Annotated in this window: 16 protein-coding genes; 7 read left to right on the forward strand and 9 right to left on the reverse strand. The window is 73.4% G+C overall.

The features are described from left to right. Together AB0C15_RS16380 and AB0C15_RS16385 are read right to left on the reverse strand one after the other, a co-directional pair. Positions 1-903: a putative RNA methyltransferase gene (locus tag AB0C15_RS16380; RefSeq protein ID WP_357352598.1), complete on the reverse strand. Its 903-nt coding sequence runs from the start codon at positions 901-903 to the stop codon at positions 1-3. 1 nt (position 904) lies between these two features. Continuing rightward, on the reverse strand, positions 905-1,393 hold the full coding sequence (locus AB0C15_RS16385) for a MarR family transcriptional regulator (protein ID WP_357352600.1): 489 nt from the start codon (positions 1,391-1,393) through the stop codon (positions 905-907). Positions 1,394-1,450: 57 nt separating this feature from the next. On the opposite strand from AB0C15_RS16385, the gene AB0C15_RS16390 reads away from it, so the two are divergent. Beyond that, complete coding sequence (locus AB0C15_RS16390; protein WP_357352602.1) at positions 1,451-1,915, forward strand: PPOX class F420-dependent oxidoreductase; 465 nt, start codon at positions 1,451-1,453, stop codon at positions 1,913-1,915. Between the two features lie 9 nt (positions 1,916-1,924). Further along, positions 1,925-2,998 carry an adenosine deaminase gene (locus AB0C15_RS16395; RefSeq protein WP_357352604.1) on the forward strand — a complete coding sequence of 358 codons (1,074 nt, stop codon included), beginning with the start codon at positions 1,925-1,927 and terminating at the stop codon, positions 2,996-2,998. A 2-nt stretch (positions 2,999-3,000) separates the two neighbouring features. Here the strand turns inward: AB0C15_RS16395 and AB0C15_RS16400 are convergent, their stop codons facing one another. Continuing rightward, a complete protein-coding gene (locus AB0C15_RS16400) occupies positions 3,001-3,294 on the reverse strand; it encodes a hypothetical protein (RefSeq protein ID WP_231392511.1) in 294 nt (97 codons plus the stop codon). A 502-nt stretch (positions 3,295-3,796) separates the two neighbouring features. On the opposite strand from AB0C15_RS16400, the gene AB0C15_RS16405 reads away from it, so the two are divergent. From AB0C15_RS16405 to AB0C15_RS16420, 4 genes are all read left to right on the forward strand, one after another. Further along, a complete protein-coding gene (locus AB0C15_RS16405) occupies positions 3,797-7,471 on the forward strand; it encodes a nitrate- and nitrite sensing domain-containing protein (protein WP_357352606.1) in 3,675 nt (1,224 codons plus the stop codon). Beyond that, on the forward strand, positions 7,468-7,872 hold the full coding sequence (locus AB0C15_RS16410) for a roadblock/LC7 domain-containing protein (RefSeq protein WP_030329023.1): 405 nt from the start codon (positions 7,468-7,470) through the stop codon (positions 7,870-7,872). Before AB0C15_RS16405 ends, AB0C15_RS16410 begins: the two co-directional genes overlap by 4 nt. 98 nt (positions 7,873-7,970) lie before the next feature. After that, entirely contained in the window at positions 7,971-8,348 is a 378-nt protein-coding gene (locus AB0C15_RS16415) for a DUF742 domain-containing protein (RefSeq protein ID WP_030329021.1), read from the forward strand. Position 8,349: 1 nt separating this feature from the next. Then, positions 8,350-8,943: an ATP/GTP-binding protein gene (locus AB0C15_RS16420; RefSeq protein ID WP_007455465.1), complete on the forward strand. Its 594-nt coding sequence runs from the start codon at positions 8,350-8,352 to the stop codon at positions 8,941-8,943. Positions 8,944-9,214: 271 nt separating this feature from the next. On the opposite strand, the gene AB0C15_RS16425 is transcribed toward AB0C15_RS16420, so the two are convergent. Further along, positions 9,215-11,683, reverse strand: coding sequence for a transposase (locus AB0C15_RS16425; protein ID WP_357352914.1), 2,469 nt, complete (start codon positions 11,681-11,683; stop codon positions 9,215-9,217). A gap of 39 nt (positions 11,684-11,722) precedes the next feature. After that, positions 11,723-12,676 carry a DNA primase gene (locus AB0C15_RS16430; RefSeq protein WP_357352609.1) on the reverse strand — a complete coding sequence of 318 codons (954 nt, stop codon included), beginning with the start codon at positions 12,674-12,676 and terminating at the stop codon, positions 11,723-11,725. A 158-nt stretch (positions 12,677-12,834) separates the two neighbouring features. Here AB0C15_RS16430 and AB0C15_RS16435 point away from each other — a divergent pair, with 158 nt between their 5' ends. Beyond that, the gene (locus tag AB0C15_RS16435) at positions 12,835-13,173 is read left to right on the forward strand and encodes a helix-turn-helix transcriptional regulator (protein WP_112680778.1); all 339 of its coding nucleotides are present in this window, start codon (positions 12,835-12,837) and stop codon (positions 13,171-13,173) included. Positions 13,174-13,290: 117 nt separating this feature from the next. Here the strand turns inward: AB0C15_RS16435 and AB0C15_RS16440 are convergent, their stop codons facing one another. From AB0C15_RS16440 to AB0C15_RS16455, 4 genes are all read right to left on the reverse strand, one after another. Continuing rightward, the gene (locus tag AB0C15_RS16440; RefSeq protein WP_357352611.1) at positions 13,291-13,983 is read right to left on the reverse strand and encodes a permease prefix domain 1-containing protein; all 693 of its coding nucleotides are present in this window, start codon (positions 13,981-13,983) and stop codon (positions 13,291-13,293) included. A 71-nt stretch (positions 13,984-14,054) separates the two neighbouring features. Continuing rightward, positions 14,055-15,860: a thiol reductant ABC exporter subunit CydC gene (gene cydC / locus AB0C15_RS16445; RefSeq protein WP_357352613.1), complete on the reverse strand. Its 1,806-nt coding sequence runs from the start codon at positions 15,858-15,860 to the stop codon at positions 14,055-14,057. After that, a complete protein-coding gene (gene cydD, locus AB0C15_RS16450; protein WP_357352615.1) occupies positions 15,857-17,533 on the reverse strand; it encodes a thiol reductant ABC exporter subunit CydD in 1,677 nt (558 codons plus the stop codon). Before cydD ends, cydC begins: the two co-directional genes overlap by 4 nt. Beyond that, entirely contained in the window at positions 17,530-18,537 is a 1,008-nt protein-coding gene (locus AB0C15_RS16455; protein ID WP_357352617.1) for a cytochrome d ubiquinol oxidase subunit II, read from the reverse strand. Before AB0C15_RS16455 ends, cydD begins: the two co-directional genes overlap by 4 nt. Positions 18,538-18,539 lie beyond the last annotated feature (2 nt).

Below are 18,539 nucleotides of genomic sequence, written 5' to 3' on the forward strand. Positions count from 1 at the left end.
TCAGCGAGGTCGCAGGACGTCGAGTCGGACCGCCACGGTGACCCGGACCGGCTCGGCCAGGGCGGCCAGCCGGGCGGCGAGCGCGGCCGGGTCGGTGTGCCAGGCGTTCGGGCCCATCCCGACCACTGAGGCGACCTCCGCTCGACCCAGGGTCAGCTCCGCCCGGTGCGCCGACGAGCTGACCAGGGTGAAGTGCCCGCCCAGGCTGCCGGTCACCCGGTCGGCCTTGTCCGGGTCCACCCTGAGCAGGTCGAGCGCGCTCACCAACTCGGCGAGATGGCCGGTGTCGGGTGTGACCACCAGCAGCGTGCCGGCCGGGTGGAGCACCCGGTGGAACTCGGCGCCGTTGCGCGGGGCGAAGACGTTCAGCAGGACGGCGGTCGAGGCGTCCGCGAGCGGCAGCCGCTGCCAGGTGTCGGCGAGCGCGGCGGCGGCCCGGGGATGCGCGCGGGCCGCGCGTCGCAGCGCCGGCTTGGAGACGTCCAGGGCCAGACCCACGGCGTCCGGCAGCGCCGCCAGCACCGCGCCGAGGTACCGGCCGGTGCCCGCGCCGGCATCCACCACCAGGGGGTACGCCTCGAAGTCGGGCACCGAGGGCTCGATCGGGGGCGGGGCGTCCGGGGCGCCGAGACGACCCAGGGCGTCCGTGGCGGCGGTGGCGAGTGCGGCGGAGATGACGTCGTAGTGCCCGGCGGCGAGGAAGTCCGCCCGGGCGGCCACCATCTCGGCGGTGTCGCCGACGTGCGGGGCGCGGCCGGCGAGCAGGTTGACGTACCCCTGCCTGGCGATGTCGAAGCTGTGCCGGCGCGGGCAGCGCAGTGCCCGGGCGGTGCCGACGGTCTCCTCGGCCAGTCGTTCGCCGCAGACCGGGCAGCGCAGCCGGTCGAGGACGCGCGGGTCCACGTCAGACCTCCGGGTCGTGCCGTGGATGGGAGGCCCGCCCGCCGAGCTGGTCGACCACCCGGTGGGTGAGCGCCCCCAGGGCGTCGATCTCGGTCGGGGTGAGCAGGTCGATCAGGTGCCGGCGGACGGCGGCCACGTGACCGGGGGCGGCGGACTCGATGGCCTGCCGCCCGGCGGGGGTGAGGACGACGACCGAGCCCCGGGCGTCGTCGGCGCACTCCGTGCGGGTCACCAGGCCGCGCTGCTGCATCCGGGTCAGGTGGTGGGAGAGCCGGCTGCGCGACCAGAGCATGCGGTCGGCCAGCTCCCGCAGGCGCAGCCGCCCCTGCGGTGTCTCGGAGAGGTCGGAGAGCACGTCGTAGTCCGCCTCGGAGAGGCCGGCGTCCTGGGTCAGCTCGCGGGCCAGCTCCAGGTCGAGCAGCCGACGCATACGGCGGTAGCCGCGCCAGGCGCGGTCCTCCCGTTCGTCCAACCACCGGGTTGCGTCCATCGGGCAAGTCTAGCGGTTCGTTGACACGTCATCGATTTGCCGCCTAGATTCGGTGACATGTCAACGAAATCGGTCCACGGCGACCCCGCCCTCTGGGAGCTGTTCGGTGAGCGGGGGCGTGGGGTGCTGGTCACCCTGCGCCGGGACGGCCGACCCCAGTTGTCCAACCTCGACTACCTGGCCGAGCCGGGCCTGATCCGCTGCTCCACCACCGGTGACCGGGCGAAGGCGCGCAACCTGCGCCGCGATCCCCGGGCGAGCTTCCACGTGAGCACACCGGACGGTGGCGCGTACGCGGTCGCCGACGGGGTGGCGACCCTCACCGAGCCGGCCGCGGCCAGCACCGACGAGACGGTCGACGAGTTGGTCGAGGTCTACCGGCGGATCCGCGGCGAGCACCCGGACTGGGCGGACTACCGCGCGGCCATGGTCGCGGACGGACGCCTCGTGATCCGCCTCCAGGTGCACCGGGTGTACGGCTGGCGGCCGGTCCCGTCCCGGCCCGCCAGGGCCGCTGACTAGGGTCTGAGCATGGTCGCAACTATCCGGTACGAGGACATCGTCAAGGTTCCGAAGGCGCTGCTGCACGACCACCTCGACGGTGGGCTGCGGCCGGCGACGATCGTCGACCTGGCCGCCGAGGTGGGCCACGAACTACCCACCACCGACCCCGAAGCGCTCGGACGCTGGTTCGCGGAGGCGGCGGACTCCGGCTCCCTGGAGCGCTACCTCGAGACGTTCGCGCACACCGTGGCGGTCATGCAGACCCCGTCGGCGCTGCGTCGGGTGGCCCGCGAGTGCGCCCTGGACCTGGCCGCCGACGGCGTGGTCTACGCCGAGGTGCGCTTCGCCCCCGAGCAGCACCTGGAACGTGACCTCAGCCTGGACGAGGTGGTCGAGGCGGTGCTGGCCGGGTTCGCCGAGGGCACCGCCCAGGCGGTCGAGGCGGGCCTGACCATCCGGGTGGGCACCCTGCTCACCGCGATGCGGCACGCCGCCCGCTCCCAGGAGATCGCCGAGCTTGCCGTGCGACACCGGGACGCCGGGGTGGTCGGCTTCGACATCGCCGGCGCCGAGGCGGGCTTCCCACCCACCCGGCACCTGGACGCCTTCGAGTACCTCCAGCGGGAGAACTTCCACTTCACCATCCACGCCGGCGAGGCGTTCGGTCTGCCGTCGATCTGGCAGGCCATCCAGTGGTGCGGAGCGGACCGACTCGGCCACGGGGTGCGCATCGTCGACGACATCGCCGCCGACGGCTCGCTCGGTCGGCTGGCCGCGTACGTCCGGGACAAGCGGATCCCGCTGGAGCTGTGCCCCTCGTCGAACGTGCAGACCGGCGCGGTGGCCTCGATCGCGGACCACCCGATCGGCCTGCTGCGGGACCTGCGCTTCCGGGTGACAGTCAACACCGACAACCGGCTGATGAGCGGTACCTCGATGTCGCGGGAGATGTCGCTGCTGGTGGAGACGTTCGGCTACGGCTGGAAAGAGCTGCAGTGGTTCACCATCAACGCGATGAAGAGCGCCTTCATCCCGTTCGACGAGCGGCTGCGGATCATCGACGAGGTGATCAAGCCGGCGTACGCGAAGTTGCTGGCCTGACCTCAGCCGTGCGGGTGGCCGGCGAGCAGGCCGGCCACCCGGCGCAGCACCTCCCGGGCTCGGGCCGCCTCCGCGCCCAGGCCCATCTGCCGGCGCAGCACCGCGGGCTCGGCCCGCAGCAGCGCCACCCCGCGCCGAACCAGCACCCGAGGTGCCTTGCGCTGCTCGGACAGGTCACGGGCGAGTCGGCGCAGGAAGGTCGCCCCGCGTGGACGGCGCAGCGCGTACGCCCCGGCGAGCAGGCCGCGGCGACGGCACTCCTCGACGATCTCGGCCGCGAAAATCCCTTCGGCCACGAAAAGTGGCGATCCGGCGACATCAAATGGCCGGGTGGCTACCCGTCGATCAGCGCCGATCGCATAAACCGGCACATCGGCTCTGCCCTCACGGGCGAGTTGGGCAATGATTTCCACCGCACTGGGGGCGTCCCAGGACTGCGGTGATTCCCAATCCACCTGGCCGTTTCGTCTCGGCAACGTAGGGTCATCGCCGTCTTTGTAGAAGTCGTCCAAACAGAGCACCGGCAGGCCGGTTTGCTGCGCTATGTACGACTTTCCTGACCCAGAGGGGCCTGCCAGCAGGACAACGCGGTGCGGATGTTCCATTACCTTCAGTTACTCCGGCCAGACGGACTGCTATCAAATCGCATCAACATCTCATCACACCTTCGGTCGAGGACAACCTGGGCTTTCTTCTTGCCGACCGGCGTGATGGAATCTCGGGGGTCCGACCCGCCGGGTCGGTCGCTGGGCGTTGCCCGGGGCAACGCGTTGAAGCTGTAATCGCGAGGACGGTGACGTGAGCAAACGGCCAAAGCCGGCGGGCTCCTTCCTGTCTCGGCTGCGCCAGCCGGCCAGCCGGCTCGGGGACATGCCGATCTGGTCCAAGCTCGGTCTCATCATGATCGTGCCGACCATCGCCACGGTCGTGGTGGGTACCAGTGGTCTCATCGACCACGTGGAGACGCTCAACAATGCCAACCGAGCTGGCGATCTGGCGAACCTGTCGAGCTACTCAGGTGATCTGGTCGACGCTCTGCAGGACGAGCGGACCGCCGCAGTGCTGCTGCTCGGCGCGAACGGGACGCAGCCGACGGCGCAGTACCAGGAGGCGTACAACCGGGTGAACGCCCGGGTGGATCAGGAGGCGGGCCCCTACCGCCAGCAGCGGACCGAGATCGAGGACCTGCCGAGCAGCCTGGAAGGTCTGCTCGACAGCATCGACCAGAACCTGCAGGACCTTTCTGGCGTACGCAGTCAGGTGTTCAACGGCAAGCTCGCGCTCTCCGAGACCGTGCAGGCGTACGAGGGTCTGATCGACGACCTGCTCGCGATCCGCGACTCGTCCACCCAGCTCGCCGGTGACAACCAGCTGAGCGACCGGATGCGCGCCGCCGCGGCGGTCGCCCGGGAGAAGGAGTTCCTCTCCGCACGACGGGTCGTGGTGCACCGCGCGCTGGGCGAGAAGGGCGGAAAGCGCCTGACCCCGACACTGCGCCGGGACTACATCGCCAGTGACACCGGCCAGCAGCAGGCTCTGCAGAGCTTCAAGGCAGTCGCCACCCCGGACGACGCCAAGTTCCACGACCAGACGGTCGCCGGCGGCGACCGTCGGCAGGCCCTGAACTACATCGGCTGGATCGACAGCAACAACAACGGCGACATGCGCGGTGCGCCGTTCGGCCCGGACCAGTGGGAAGCGGCCATGACGGCCAACGCCAAGCTGATCCGCACCGTCGAGACGAAGCTCGACCGTGAAGTGGTCGCCCAGGCCGACGAGATCCGCTCGGACGTCCAGCGCCAGGTCTTCCTGGAGACCGGTCTGCTGCTCAGCATGCTGCTGCTGGCGATCCTCTTCGCATACCTGGTCGCCCGCTCGATGGCCCGCTCGCTGCGTGAGCTGCGGCAGGGCGCGCTCTCCGTCGCCCAGTACGGCCTGCCGCAGGCGGTGGCCCGCCTGCGCGACCCGCAGGTGGTCGGGCAGCTCACCCCGGTGCAGCTCGCCAACCAGATCGCCGAACCGCTGCCGGTGCGCAGCAGGGACGAGTTCGGTCAGGTGACCGAGGCGTTCAACGCCGTCCACCTGGAAGCCGTCCGGACGGCCGCCGAGCAGGCCGCGCTGCGTGCCTCCGTCGCGACCATGTTCGTCAACCTGGCCCGCCGTTCCCAGATCCTGGTCGACCGCCTCATCGGGCACCTCGACCGGCTGGAGCGCGGCGAGGAGGACCCGGACCGGCTGGCCGAGCTGTTCCAGCTCGACCACCTGGCCACCCGGATGCGCCGTAACGACGAGAACCTGCTGGTGCTCGCCGGTGCCGACTCCACCCGTGTGCAGCGTGAGCCGGCCGCCCTCATCGACGTGCTGCGCGCCGCGCAGTCCGAGGTCGAGCACTACACCCGCATCGAGTTCGGTGTGATCGACCGCGACATCGAGGTCGCCGCGCACGCGGTCAACGACCTGGTGCACCTCGTCGCGGAGCTGTTCGACAACGCCACCGCGTTCTCCCCACCGGACTCGCAGGTCATGGTCGAGGCCCGCCGCGTCGGGGATCGTGCCTCGCTGTACGTCGAGGACCGCGGCATCGGCATCAGCGCCGAGCAGCTGCACGACCTCAACGAGCGGCTCGCGACGCCACCGCTTGTGGACGTGGCCGTGTCCCGGATGATGGGCCTGGTCGTGGTCGCCCGGCTGGCGTCCCGGCACGGTGTCCGGGTCGAGCTGCGCCCCGGCAACGATCGCGGCACGGTCGCCGACGTGACCCTGCCCACCTCGGTGCTGGTGCCCCGGGCGCTCTCCGGCCGGGTGCAGCAGCCTCCGGCGCTGCCGGCGGCCGGTGCCCCCCAGTTCGGTGGTCCGCAGTCCGGTGCCCCGCAGTCCGGTGCCCCGCAGTTCGGAGGTCCGCAGTCCGGTGGGCCCGCGCCGGTCTTCGGCGCACTGCCCGCGCTGGGCAACGGTCCTCGCCCGAGCGAGTCCGGCAACCAGGTCACCCTTGGCGGTCGTCCGTTCGAGCCCGCGTCGCGCAACGGTGCCGGCACCCCCGCCAACGGCGGCGCGTACCGCTCGATGCCGGCCTGGTCCGACCTGACCGGTGCGGCGGGCGCGAACGGCGTCAACGGCGGCGACGGGTTCACCCCGCGGTCGGCAAACGGCCAGGGGACCGACCCGCTGCCGCAGCGCCGGGCCGGGGACGAGACGCCGGCCACCGGCCAGCAGCCGCCCATCCCGCGTCAGCTGCCGAGCAGCCCGGAAGCGCCCCCGTACTCGGCGCCGCCGGTCTCCGCGCAGCCCTACTCGGGTGCGCCGGTCTCCGCCTCGCCGGCCTCCGGCCAGCCCTACTCCGGCCAGCCCTACTCGGGTGCGCCGTACGGCGGTGCGCCGGTGTCGGCCGCTCCGGCCTCCGGGCAGCCGTACGCCGGTCCGCCGGTCTCCGCGGCGCCCGTGTCGGCGTCGCCCGCGTCCGGTCAGCCGTACTCGGGTCAGCCGTACTCGGCGCCGCCCGCCTCCGGCCAGTCGTTCAGCGGGTTCGCGCCCCGATCGGCACCGCCCGCGCCGGCAACCAACGCCCCGGCACCACCGGCCTGGCCGCCGGTGCCGGGTGGCGACCGGGACACTGCCACCCCGCCGGTGCCCGAGCGGCTCGCCGCCGCCCTGGACATGACGACGGAGCTGCCGCGGGTTCCGCGGCCCGGCGAGCAGCCGGCCGCGGCGCACCCTCCCGCCCCAGCGCCGACCCCGGCAGCGGCTCCCGCTCCGGCTCCGGCTCCGGCTCCACAGACTCGACCGGCTCCGCAGCAGCCGCAGGCGCAGAACCGTCAGCGGTACGCGGACGAGACGATGGAGCTGCCGATCTTCCGGGAGCTCGAGTCGGCCTGGTTCCGTACTCGTCGCCCGGGTTCCGAGGAGACCGCCGCCGGCGCCCAGCCGGCGACGAACGGCGACTCCGCGACCCAGCAGTTCGCCACGGTCGAGGCCAGCGGTCGGGCAGTCCACAAGACACCACCCGGGACGACAGGTAACACACCGATGGCAGACACTCCGACGGTCGGAGGCGCGCCGCGGGACAACGGCTCCACAGCGAACGAGGGCAACCGCCCCAGCCTCGCCGAGAGCCTGCCGAACCGCCGGCCCCAACCGCAGAGCAACGGCTGGCAGACCGCCGCCGACGACGGCTGGCGTGCTGCCTCCGCAGCGGCCGGCGCGGCGCCGGTGAGCGAGACCACCACGACCGGTCTGCCGAAACGCAAGCCGATGGCGCAGCTGGTGCCCGGCGCGGTGGAGAAGCCCACCACCTCGGTCCAGCGGCGCTCCCCGGAGGCGGTCCGTGGCCTGCTCTCCGCCTACCACCGGGGCGTGCAGCGAGGGCGTAGCACCTCGGACAACCCGACCAGCCCGGAGGCGACTCCGGGAGGGCAATCCTCGCAGTCTGGCTCAGGCCCGGTGGCCGGGAGCGGGCAGAAGGAGCAAGAAGGATGACAACTACGCAGGATCTTGGTTGGCTGCTTGCCAACTTCGCCGACCGGGTGCCCGGCGTCGCGCATGCGGTCGCCGTATCGGCAGACGGCCTACTCCTCGCGTCGTCACGGGATCTGCCGCGCGACCGGGCAGATCAGCTCGCCGCGATCTCGTCGGGTCTGGTCAGCCTGACCCAGGGGGCAGCTCGCTGCTTCGAGGGAGGCGCGGTGTTGCAGACCGTCGTGGAGATGGACAATGGCTTCCTGTTCCTGATGTCCATCTCAGACGGCTCGTCCTTCGCCGTGCTGGCAGCGCGCAGCTCAGACGTGGGCCAGGTTGGCTACGAGATGGCGCTGCTCGTCGACCGGGTGGGCGACGCGCTGACCCCGCAGCCGCGCGCGGCTGCGGGAATGCTTGGCTGACGTCTCGCCGATCGTGAGGTCGGCACGACTGCAACAACGACAACGACGGGTTTCACCGGTGGGAGCCGGTAGCGGGTGCGAAGGAGGTGAGCGGCGAGATGGCCGATCGTGACGAACCAACCGGAGCGTTGGTCCGTCCATACGCCGTGACCCGTGGTCGCACCCGTCCCCGGCTCGACATCGCGCTGGAGGCGCTCGTCGAGACGACGGTGCGCGGCCGGGCCGCTGCCAATGGCAACGGCGGCCAGGGCCGCGAACACCAGTACATCGCCGCGCTGTGTGACGGACGCGTGCAATCGCTCGCGGAGATCGCGGCGCGGATGCAGCTCCCGCTCGGTGTGGCCCGGGTGCTCATCGCCGACATGGCGACGGACGGCCTGGTCGCGGTTCACGAGCCGACCATTTTGGACGACTCCGACGACGCGGTGGGCACTGAACTGCTGGAGAGGGTGCTGAGTGGACTTCGCAGGCTCTGACATGTCGCACCGCCCGCCGAACCCGAGCGGCCGCGTGACGTCGGCGAAGATCGTTATCGCCGGTGGATTCGGCGTCGGTAAGACGACGCTGGTCGGCTCGGTCTCGGAGATTACGCCGCTGACCACCGAGGCCATCATGACCTCCGCTGGCGTGGGCGTCGACGACACCCGGCAGGTGCCGGGCAAGACGACGACCACGGTGGCCATGGACTTCGGCCGGATCTCGATCGACCGTGACCTGATCCTGTACCTGTTCGGTACGCCGGGTCAGACTCGTTTCTGGTTCATGTGGGACGAACTGGTGCGGGGCGCGATCGGTGCGGTCGTGCTGGTGGACACCCGCCGGCTGGCCGACTGCTTCGCGGCGATCGACTTCTTCGAGCACCGACGCCTGCCGTACCTGGTGGCGATCAACTGCTTCGACGGTATGCAGTACCACGACCCGCAGGACGTCCGGGACGCCTTGGCGATCTCGAGCGACGTGCCGGTGGTGGCCTGCGACGCCCGTAACCGGGAGTCGACGAAGCACGTGCTGATCTCGCTCGTCGAGTACGTGCTGACGATGCGCCGTACGCGCGCCGTCGCCCCGGCCTGACCGCGGCACCGCACGCCCCCGGTGGTGGCTCTGGCCGCCACCGGGCGCTGCCGGCCGCCCCGGTGAGTGCCTCCGCGCTGGCTCGTCACCTCGATGAGCCGGCGCGCCGCCCAGCCGCCTCCTGACGACCTGAAAGCCGCAGTCCCTACCCGGGGCAGAGGCTCTCCCTCGGTCCTCGCGAGGCGGCTTCTGCGTGCCCGGGGATCGCCCTGCTGACGCGCAAGCGCCCCCAGCCGGCTGGCTGGGGGCGCTTGCGCGTGTTGAAAGGGGGTCAGGACTGGTAGCCAGCCGAGCGGTACTCGTACTCCCGGTCGTCGTCACGGTCTCCGTGGTCGCGGCTGAAGTCCCAGCCGCCGGCCGCTTCGCGACCGGGCCGACCACCCACCGCGAAACCGCCGATCTCCTGGCCGCGACGCCAGCCACGGAAGTAGCCGGTCGTGTTCTCCGCGAGGCTTGCCGCATCACGCACTATGCGCAGCGGGCGCTCCTCGCGGAGCGGGGAGCCCGGCACCAGGTTGGCCTGCGGCACGCGCTTCGGCAGCCCGGCGTTGGTCTCCGCGCCCACCGCGGGGCGAGCGGCCTGCTCGGCGGCCTGCCAGCCGGTGTCGGCAGTGGTCGACCAGTCCAGGTCGGACTCCTCGGCCTGCCCGACGAACCAGGCCGACTTGGCCTGCGCGAAGATCAGCAGATCGCCGTCACCCTCGTCGGCGACCGGCGGGGGACGGTGCTCCATCGGCGGGGGCCGGTGCTCGACCGGAGGCGGCGGCCGGTGCTCGGCGGCCCGCTCGGTACGGCCGGCGACCCGACCGTTACGTGCGGCCTGCTCCCGGTCGACCAGGCGCAGCGGAGGAGTCTCCAGGTGCTGGTCGGTGGGAGGGTTGAGCCCCTCGCGCAGCGCACGGTCGGCCAGCGGCGGCGGCTCCACCAGCCGCAGCATCGGCGGCTCCGGTGGCAGGTCGTCCGCCAACCAGGGCGGGGTGACCCGGCCGTCGGCCCGCCCCGGGTCGGTCGGGGCGTCGACACCGCGGCTGCCGCCGTACGAGTAGGCCACCGGGTTGTTCGGTGAGCTGTCGGACGGGTCCTCCGGGTTGTTGACCAGCGGCCAGTTGGCTCGTGAGCCGGGCGGCGCGGCCTCCTGCCCGGGCCGGGGGGTCGGCACCGGGATGCTGAGATCGGTGGCGCTGAACCCGCCGGTGGGTGCCTCGTCGACCGGGCGTTGCAGGTGGCTCGGCCGGGGCTCACCGTTGGTCTTGGGGCGGGGTGGAATGACCGTACGCTGCCGCTCGGCCCGCGCGTTGTTGATCGCGGCGGTGGTCAACGTCGGCCGGAACGGCTCGCCGGCCTCGGCCGGAGGCACCATGCCCCGCTGCGCCGGCGCGATCGGGGTGATCCCGGGCGGCGGAGGCGGCGGTGCGGAGACGGGCCGGTTGGTCGGGCCGTCGATCCGGCTGGGAAGCGGCTCGCTGCGACTGGGCAGCGTGGACGCCGGCGGACCAGCCAACGCCGCCGGGGTCATCATCGGCGCGGGTGCGACCGGCGGTGGCGTGACCGGCGCCGGGGCGACCGGCGGTGGCCCGAGCGGGCGGGGCGACGCCAACGGCGCGTTACCCGGGACCGGCTCGGGACGGCTGCGCCGCCCGCCGGTGGGTGCCGGCTCGGCGGCCGGCGGGGTCGGGCGGACCGAGCGCAACCCGGCGTTGGCGCCGGCGAGGCCGGTCAACCCGGCGTTCGTGCCAGCGAGGCCGGTCAACCCGGTGTTGGTGCCGGTCAGCTCACCGACGGATTCGCCGCGGCGGGCAGCGGCACGGCGGCCGGGTGCCTGGGCCGGCGTGCTGACCCGTGAGCTGAGCGCACTGACCAGCGCCTCACAGCCGGCGTCACACGCCCGCACGGAGGCGACGGCCTGACGGACCGTCTCGGCCACCGCCGACGTGAGCGCCCGGTTGACGGCGGCGCGGCGCGGTGTCTCGGAGATGGCGACCCGCAGGGCGGTGACCGCCTCGTTGATCTCCTCGGCGTCGGCGACCCCGTCGGCGGCGAGGTGCGCGGCGATGGCGTCCGCCGCGACCGACACCTCGCGGCCCCGGGCCACGGTGCCGCCGAGCATGCCCGGCTCGGGCAGCGCGTCCAGCACCGCCAGCGAGACCGGTTCGGCCGGATCCGGGTACGCGCGCAGGGCCGCCGGGTAGAGCTCCCGCAGAACCTCGCGTAGCGCCACGGCGGCCGAATGCCGACCGCTTGCCAGCGCGGCGTGCGCGGAGAGCACCTGCTTGTAGCCGGCCAGGTCCCGGGGTGCCGGCAGGGTGACGGCGGAGAGCGCCCCTGCCTGCAACGCGCGGGCCAGACCGACCGCCCGTCGTTCGGCCGGGGGCGACTGCATCTCCTCGAGGGAGTCGTCATCGGCGAACCGTTCGGCGAAGTCGTCCACCGAGTCGTCGTCGGCGATCGCCAGGGGTCGACCCGCCGCGCTCAGCAGCGAGGTGACCGTGTGGTCGTCGCTGTCGGCGGCGATGGCCGCACCGCTCGGCCCGCCCGACCGCTCCACGAGCAGCGCGACGAGCTGGGCGTAGCCAGCGGCGTCATCGCTGATCTCGCAGACATGCAGCAGACGGCCTGCGTCGTCGACCACAGCGGACGTCAGCGTCGAACCGGCGGAGGCCGGTCGGTCAGCCGGATCCGCCGAGGCCAGACCGCAGTAAACGCGCACGAGCGCCACGGCGTCGTCCTCCTCCCGGGACAGGTCTTTCCTCTGCCAGCAACTGATGCTCCCCGGTACGGGTCAGTCGCGCCAGTCCACCACCGCAGAGATCTTGCCGACAATGGTGCGCCAACCCAAACTCGCGGTCTGCGCACCGATCTTCTTCAGCCGTCGCCGACCCATGAACGCGCCGATCCCACCGTTGGCGGTGGCACGCAGCGCCTCGTCCAGGTCGTCGAGGCTGGAGCCGGCGGAGAGCATGTCGAGTACCGCAGGCAGCCGCAACGCGTACGAGAGGTCACGCGCAGCCTCGCCCGCCTCGATCAGCAGGGTGGAATCCCACGTGTCGTGCCCGCCGCGCAGGTTCTCCACGACGAGGTCCAGCTCGTAGGTGTCCTCGTCGAGCGGCGCGATATCTGCCGGCTCCACCCGTTCGGACAATTCATTCCAGCTGTCCAGTTGGGACAGATCGTTCGGCGCACCGGATCGGATGAAACTGACGAGCGACTCGGGGGTCTTGAACAGCAGCAGCTTGCCCCGGTGGCTGAGGAAGACCGGCACCTCCTCGTCGTCCACCTCCTCGTCCGCCTCGTCCGTGGCGGCCTCGTCGGCCTCGTCGGTGGCGGCGCCGTCGCGACGGCGGCGGGTCGACTCCTCGTCCTCGTCCTCGGCGGCGAACTCCTGGGCCAGCTCCTCGTCGAGGATGACGACGGTCTCGTCGTCCTCCTCCTCCTCGATCGCCTGACGGCGGGCGAGGAAGGGGTCGTCCTGGTCGCGCTCGGTCACGTCGGTCGGGGTCAGCGAGCTGGCCGGCCGGTACGCCCGCAGCGTGAAGCCGGTGCCGGCGGGCAGCGCGATCTCCACTGGGTCGATGCGCAGCTCGTCCCAGAGTGAACGGTCGACCGACGCCGACGGGCGATCGGTCTCGTCTGGCTCGGCCGCGCCGGTGGTGTCGTCGAGCTCGGGCTCGTCGGCGTCGGGCCGTTGGGGCGACTGGCGGGCCACGCTGACCTCCGTGTGCTTCGGGTTGCCCACCCGCCGGGGTCTGACCGACGAGTGACTCTGGGCACACACCCTAGTCGGCGGCCCTGGGTGACCGATGCCCGCACCCCGGTGGCCGGTTGTCGCGCGGGTCCGACCTGCTGGTCGCCAGCGCTGGCGAAGCGGCCGCTCGACAAGTAGCGTAGCTACGTATGAAGGCCCAGGCGCTGCACGGCCATCTCGACGCTCTGCTGCTCGCCGTGCTCGAACAGGGCGCGCTGCACGGCTACGCGATCATCGAGGCGCTGCGCGCCCGCAGTGACGGCAACCTTGATCTGCCCACCGGCACCATCTATCCGGCCCTCCGTCGGCTGGAACGCGCCGGCCACGTGGCGAGCACCTGGAGCACGGTCAGCGGTCGGGAACGGCGGACGTACCAGCTCACCGACTCCGGCCGGCGGGCGCTGGCCGGGGAGCGCGCCGGCTGGCGCGAGTTCCAACTGACCGTCGGCCGGTTCCTCGACCCCGGCAGCCCGCCCACCCCGGCCTGACCCGGCCCGCCGGGGCTTGATCGACTCGCGCTTCAGGAAGTCGGGCCTTCCGGAGCGCGGGAGACCCCGACTTCCAGAACCACGAGTGGATCAAGGTGGCCGCTCGGCGGTCGGCGGTCAACGCAAGGTGGCCGGTCGGCGGGCGGTGGCCAGCACCCAGCCGCGCGCCGCGCGAGTCAGCGAGAAGTAGGCGCCGCCCGCCACCACCACACCGACGAGCATCGGGGGCCAGCTCAGCGCCGCGTCCCACAGGGTGAGCGACCAGGTGAAGAGGGCGCAGCCGGTGAGCATGCCGAGCGCCACCAGGCCGGTCAGGCCGATGCCCACCACCCGTTGTGCCACGGCCAGACCGGGTCGTGGCACGCGGGCGCCCGCCGCGATCACCAGCAGGCCGGCCACCGAGAGCAGCAGCGTGCTCATCCAGATCCAGTCGACCGAGTTGGAGAGCAGCAGATACCCGGCGGGCGGGCGGGGGCCGTCGCTCCAGCTCGCCCCGCGCCAGGTCAGATCGCCGACGGCCACCCCCACCCCGGAAACTGCAAGCATCCGCAGGGAGAGCCCACGCAGGGCGGCCACCGCCAGCTCAGCCTGCCAGGAGGGGAGCAACTGCGACGGCGAGCCGAACTCGGCCACCGCGCGGCGCTGCGCCTCGGTGGGCGGCATCCCGCTCTCGCGGTACGCCTCGACGGCGTCCAGCAGCCCGTGCCGGGCCTCGGTCAGCAGGTCGGACTTGAGTCGTGCCGGCCCCCGCAAACGTGCGGCAAGCGCCCGCAGGTGCTCGTCGACCACCACATCCTCAGCACGCGCCATGGCACCACACTGCCACGGACGCCGACCAGTCGACGTCCGGGAGAACCCTGGTCCGTCCCCGAGGGCGGCGGTCAGGGGGCGAGCGCCAGGTACCCCCGTTCGGCGGCGGCCTGGAGCTGCCACTGGTCCCGGTACCAGCCGGGGGTGGTGACCAGGTCGGCGTGCCGACCGCGCTGGATCACCCGGCCGCCGTCCAGGACCACGATCTCGTCCAGCCCGTCGAGCCCGCTGAGCCGGTGACTGATCAGCAGCACCGAGTGCCCGGCCGGGGTAGCCGCGAGAGCGGACGCGAGCACCGCGTCCGCGGCGGCCGGGTCCAGACCCTCGGTGGGCTCGTCGAGCACCAGTACCTGCGGCGCGGCCAGCAGGGCCCGGGCGAGCGCCAGCCGCTGCCGCTGGCCGCCGGAGAGCTGCCCGCCCTCCTCGCCGACGAGCGTGTCCCAGCCCGCCGGCTGGGCGTGGACCCAGTCCAGCAGGCCGGCGGCCTCGGTGGCCCGGGTCAGCTCCTCCTCGCTTGCCCCGGCCCGCCCGAGCAGCAGGTTCTCCCGCACGGTGGCGTGGAAGACGTACGCCTCAGCCAGCAGCCCGCCGACCGCGCGCGGCAACACCTCCTCGGCGTACGCCGAGAGGTCGTGGCCGTTGAGGGTGACCTGGCCGGACTCGGGCCGGACGGTGCCGGTCAGCACGGCGGCGAGGGTGCTCTTGCCGGCGCCGCTCGGGCCGACGACAGCGATCCGGCGTCCGGCCGGCAGGGCCAGGCTGACGCCGTCCAGGGCGGGTGCCGCGCCGTCCCGGTACCGCACGGTCACGTTGACGAAGCGCAGCTCGTGCGGGCCGGCGAGGTCCGCCCGGCCGGTCGCGGCCGGCGGGTTCGACGGGTCGGCGTCGAGCAGGTCGGCCACCCGGGCCAGGCCGGGACGTAGCTGCGTCCACTGTCGGGCCGCCGCGACCAGCGCCAACGTCACCTCGACGGCGGCAAGTGTGCCGACGGCGAGGACGCCCACCAGCACCCCCGACACGTCGGCGGCGAGCGCGACCAGCACCACCGCCGCGGCGGTCACGCCGGCGGTCAGCACGCCGGCCGCGTCCACGGCGAACCCGGTGGCGGCCAGCCGACGTTCCAGCCGGGCCAGCCGGTGGGCGCGCTGCTCGGCGGCGCGCAGCGTGACGTCGGTCGCCCCGAACGCGGCCAGGTCGGCGGCGCCGTGGGTGAGGTCGATCGCGTCGGTGGCAAGCGCGCCCCGGAGCGGGGCCACCTCGGCCGCGCTGCGACGGGTCACCGCGGTGGCCAGGACGGGCAGCGCCACCCCGGCGACCAGCAGCCCGACGGCGAGCGCCCCGGCCGCCGGCGGTGAGATCAGCGCCGCCACGGCGACCGCCAGCACGCCGACCAGGGCCGCCGCCGCGGCGGGCACCAGCACCCGCAGCAACAGGTCCTGGACGGCCTCCACGTCGGAGACCAGGCGGCTCAGCACGTCCCCCGAGCGGTGTGCGGTGCCCCGGCGGGCGGCCAGGGTGGCGAAGACCCGGGCCCGGACGTCGGTGATCATGCGGAGCACCGCGTCGTGGCCGGCGAGCCGCTCGGTGTAGCGGAACACGCCCCGGCTGATCGCCAGCGCCCGGACCGCGACGATGGCCACGGTGAGGCGGTCCAGCGGAGGTTGGCCGGCGGCGCTCATCAGCAGCCAGGTGGCGGTGGCCATCAGGGCGAGCCCGGCGAACTCGGTGGCGGCCGCCAGCAGCCCGGCGCCGACCAGGCGGCGCAGGTACGGCCGGGCCAGGCGCAGCACGGTCCGCTCGGCGGCGGCCCGCCCGCGCGGCGCCGGGTCGGTGACCGGCGTCGCGTCTGCCGGGCCCGGCGCGGGTGCCGCGCTCATCGGGAAGCCTTTCCGGTCGGCTCGGGCGTCAACTCGGTGACCTGACCGTCCTCGATGCGCAGGATCCGGTCGGCGTCGGCGAGCAGCGCCGGCCGGTGCGCGACGAGCAGCGCGGTCCGCCCGGCGACCAGGCGGCGGGTGGCGTCGAGCACCACCGCCTCGGCCGCCGTGTCGAGCCGGGCGGTGGGTTCGTCGAGCAGCACCACCGGGGCGGCGCGCAAAAACGCCCGGGCCAGGGCCACCCGCTGCCGTTGCCCGCTGGACAGGCCGTGGCCGCGCTCACCGAGCAGGGTGCCCAGCCCGTCGGGCAGCCCGGCCACCACGTCGTCCAGGGCGGCGTCGTGCACCGCGGCGGCGAGTGCGTCGGCCGGGGTGTCCGGTGCGCCGAGGCGGATGTTGTCGGCAAGCGAGGCGGCGAAGAGGTGCGCCCGCTGCGGCACCCAGGCGAGCTGCCGACGCCAGGCGTCCGGGTCGGCGGTGGCGAGGTCGACCCCGTCCACGGTGATCCGGCCGCTTGTCGGCGCCACGAAGCCGAGCAGCAGGCCCAGCAGGGTGCTCTTGCCGGCGCCGCTGGGCCCGATGATGGCGATCCGCTCACCGGGCCGGATGGTCAGGGTCACGTCGCGCAGCGCGGTGGTCCGCTCGTACGCCACGGTCACCCCCTCGAACCGGATCTCGGCCCGCGCGTCCGGAACTGAGGCGCCCTCGGCCGCCCGGGGGGCGGTGGGCGCGGCGGAGACGGTCAACGCCTCGTCGAGCGCGGCCAGCCCCTCCATGCTGGCGTGGAAGCGGCTGCCGGCGGCCCGCAGCGGCAGGTACGCCTCCGGGGTCAGCAGCAGCACCAGCAGCGCGGTCTGCAGGGCCAGCCCGCCGCCGAGCAGCCGGATGCCGACCGGCACCGCGACGAGCGCCACCGAGAGGGTGGCGACCAGCTCCAACACCAGCGCGGAGAGGAACGCGATCCGCAGCGTCTTCATGGTGGCGACGCGGTGACCGTCGGCCATCCGGCGCACCACGTCGGTCTGTGCCCGGGCCCGCCCGAACGCGCGCAGCGTGGGCAGCCCGGCCACCATGTCCAGGAAGTGCCCACCGAGCAGCGCGAGCCGTCGCCACTGCCGCTCGGTGGCGGCCTGCGCCTGCCAGCCGAGCAGCGCGCCGAAGACCGGGATCAGCGGCAGGGTCAGCGCGATGATCACCGCCGAACTCCAGTCGGCGAAGACGACCCGGGCCAGCACCGCCACGGGCACCGTCACGCTCAGCACCAACTGCGGCAGGTACCCGGTGAAGTACGCGTCCAGGGCGTCCAACCCGCGCCCGGCCAGAGTGGCGATCTCACCGGCCCGCTGCCCGGCCACCCAACCGGGCCCGTGCCGGCCCACCGCGCCGAGCAGGTCGGCCCGCAGCGTGGCCTTGACCGTGGCGGCGACCCGTGCCGAAACCGTGCCCTGCGCCCAGACCAGGGCGGAGCGGGCGGCGACCGCCGCCACGAAACCGGCGAGCGCCTGCCGATCCAGCCGACCGTCGATCGCGGTGGCGAGCAACGCCGCGAGCGCGGTGGCCTGCGCCACGATCAACCCGGCGGCCAGCACCCCCAGGAGCGCGAGCACGACAAGGTCGCCCCGGGCCGCAGGGACCCGGCGCAGCAGACGCGGGTCGAACGGACGGCGTCTCACCAGTACACCGGTGCCCTACCGTCGGTTCGTCCTCGGAAAACCCACCAGCACATCGCCTGGAAGCCTAGTAGGGCCGGAAGGAGCGGCAGCGCCACCCAGCCCAGCAGCCGCAGGGTCGGCGCGCTCGCGGCCGCGTCGGCCACCAGCAGCGAGGCGTCCGGGTCGGTCGTGGACACCAGCACGTAGGGCCAGAGAGCTGCTCCGACCAGCACCACCGGCAGCGCCAGGGCCGCGCCGGTGGCGACCAGAGCCCACCCCGGCCGCCGCCGCGCCAGCGCCGCGCGGGCCGCCAGCAGCGCCACCACGAGCAGCACCGGCAGGAGTACGGCCACCGCTGGCCGCTGCACCGCGTCGCGTACCCGGGCGGAGAGCAGGCCCACGACGGTGGTCAGGGCGACCGCGGTGAGCGCCACCGGCACCAGCCGGCGGGCCGTGACGCCGACCACGGCGGCGGCCTCGGTCGGCAGGCGCAGCGTGAGGAAGGTCGCCCCGTGCACCGCGACCAGGGTGACCATGGTCAGCCCGGCGACTGCCGCGAACGGGGTGGCCAGGTGCGTCACTTCGGCGACGTGCCCGTCGGCTCGCAGCGGCACCCCCTGCAACAACGCGGCGAGCAGCACCCCCCAGCCCACCGCCGCGAGGGCGCTGCCGACCACCACGACGCGGTCCCAGCGTGCGCGGCCCCGCTCGTCGTCGGGTCGGCTGCGCAGCTGCACCCCGACGGTGACCAGGATGACACCGACCAGGGCGCCGACGACCGCCGGATAGCAGCCGGCGAGCAACTCGCCTTCCAACAGCGGGAACGCGCCGAAGAGAATGCCCATGGCGGCAACCAGCCAGACCTCGTTGCCGAGGAAGAACGGCCCGAGGGCGGTGAGCGTCTCACGCCGCCCGGCCGGCCCGACCCCGCGGGCGAGCAGCAGCCCGACGCCGTAGTCGTAGCCGGCGAGCACCAGGTAGGCGGCGAAGAAGAGGCCGAGCACGGCGTACCAGGCGAGGTCCACGG

This window comes from Micromonospora sp. NPDC048835 (genome assembly GCF_040649995.1).
In the GTDB taxonomy this organism is placed as follows: Bacteria; Actinomycetota; Actinomycetes; order Mycobacteriales; family Micromonosporaceae; genus Micromonospora.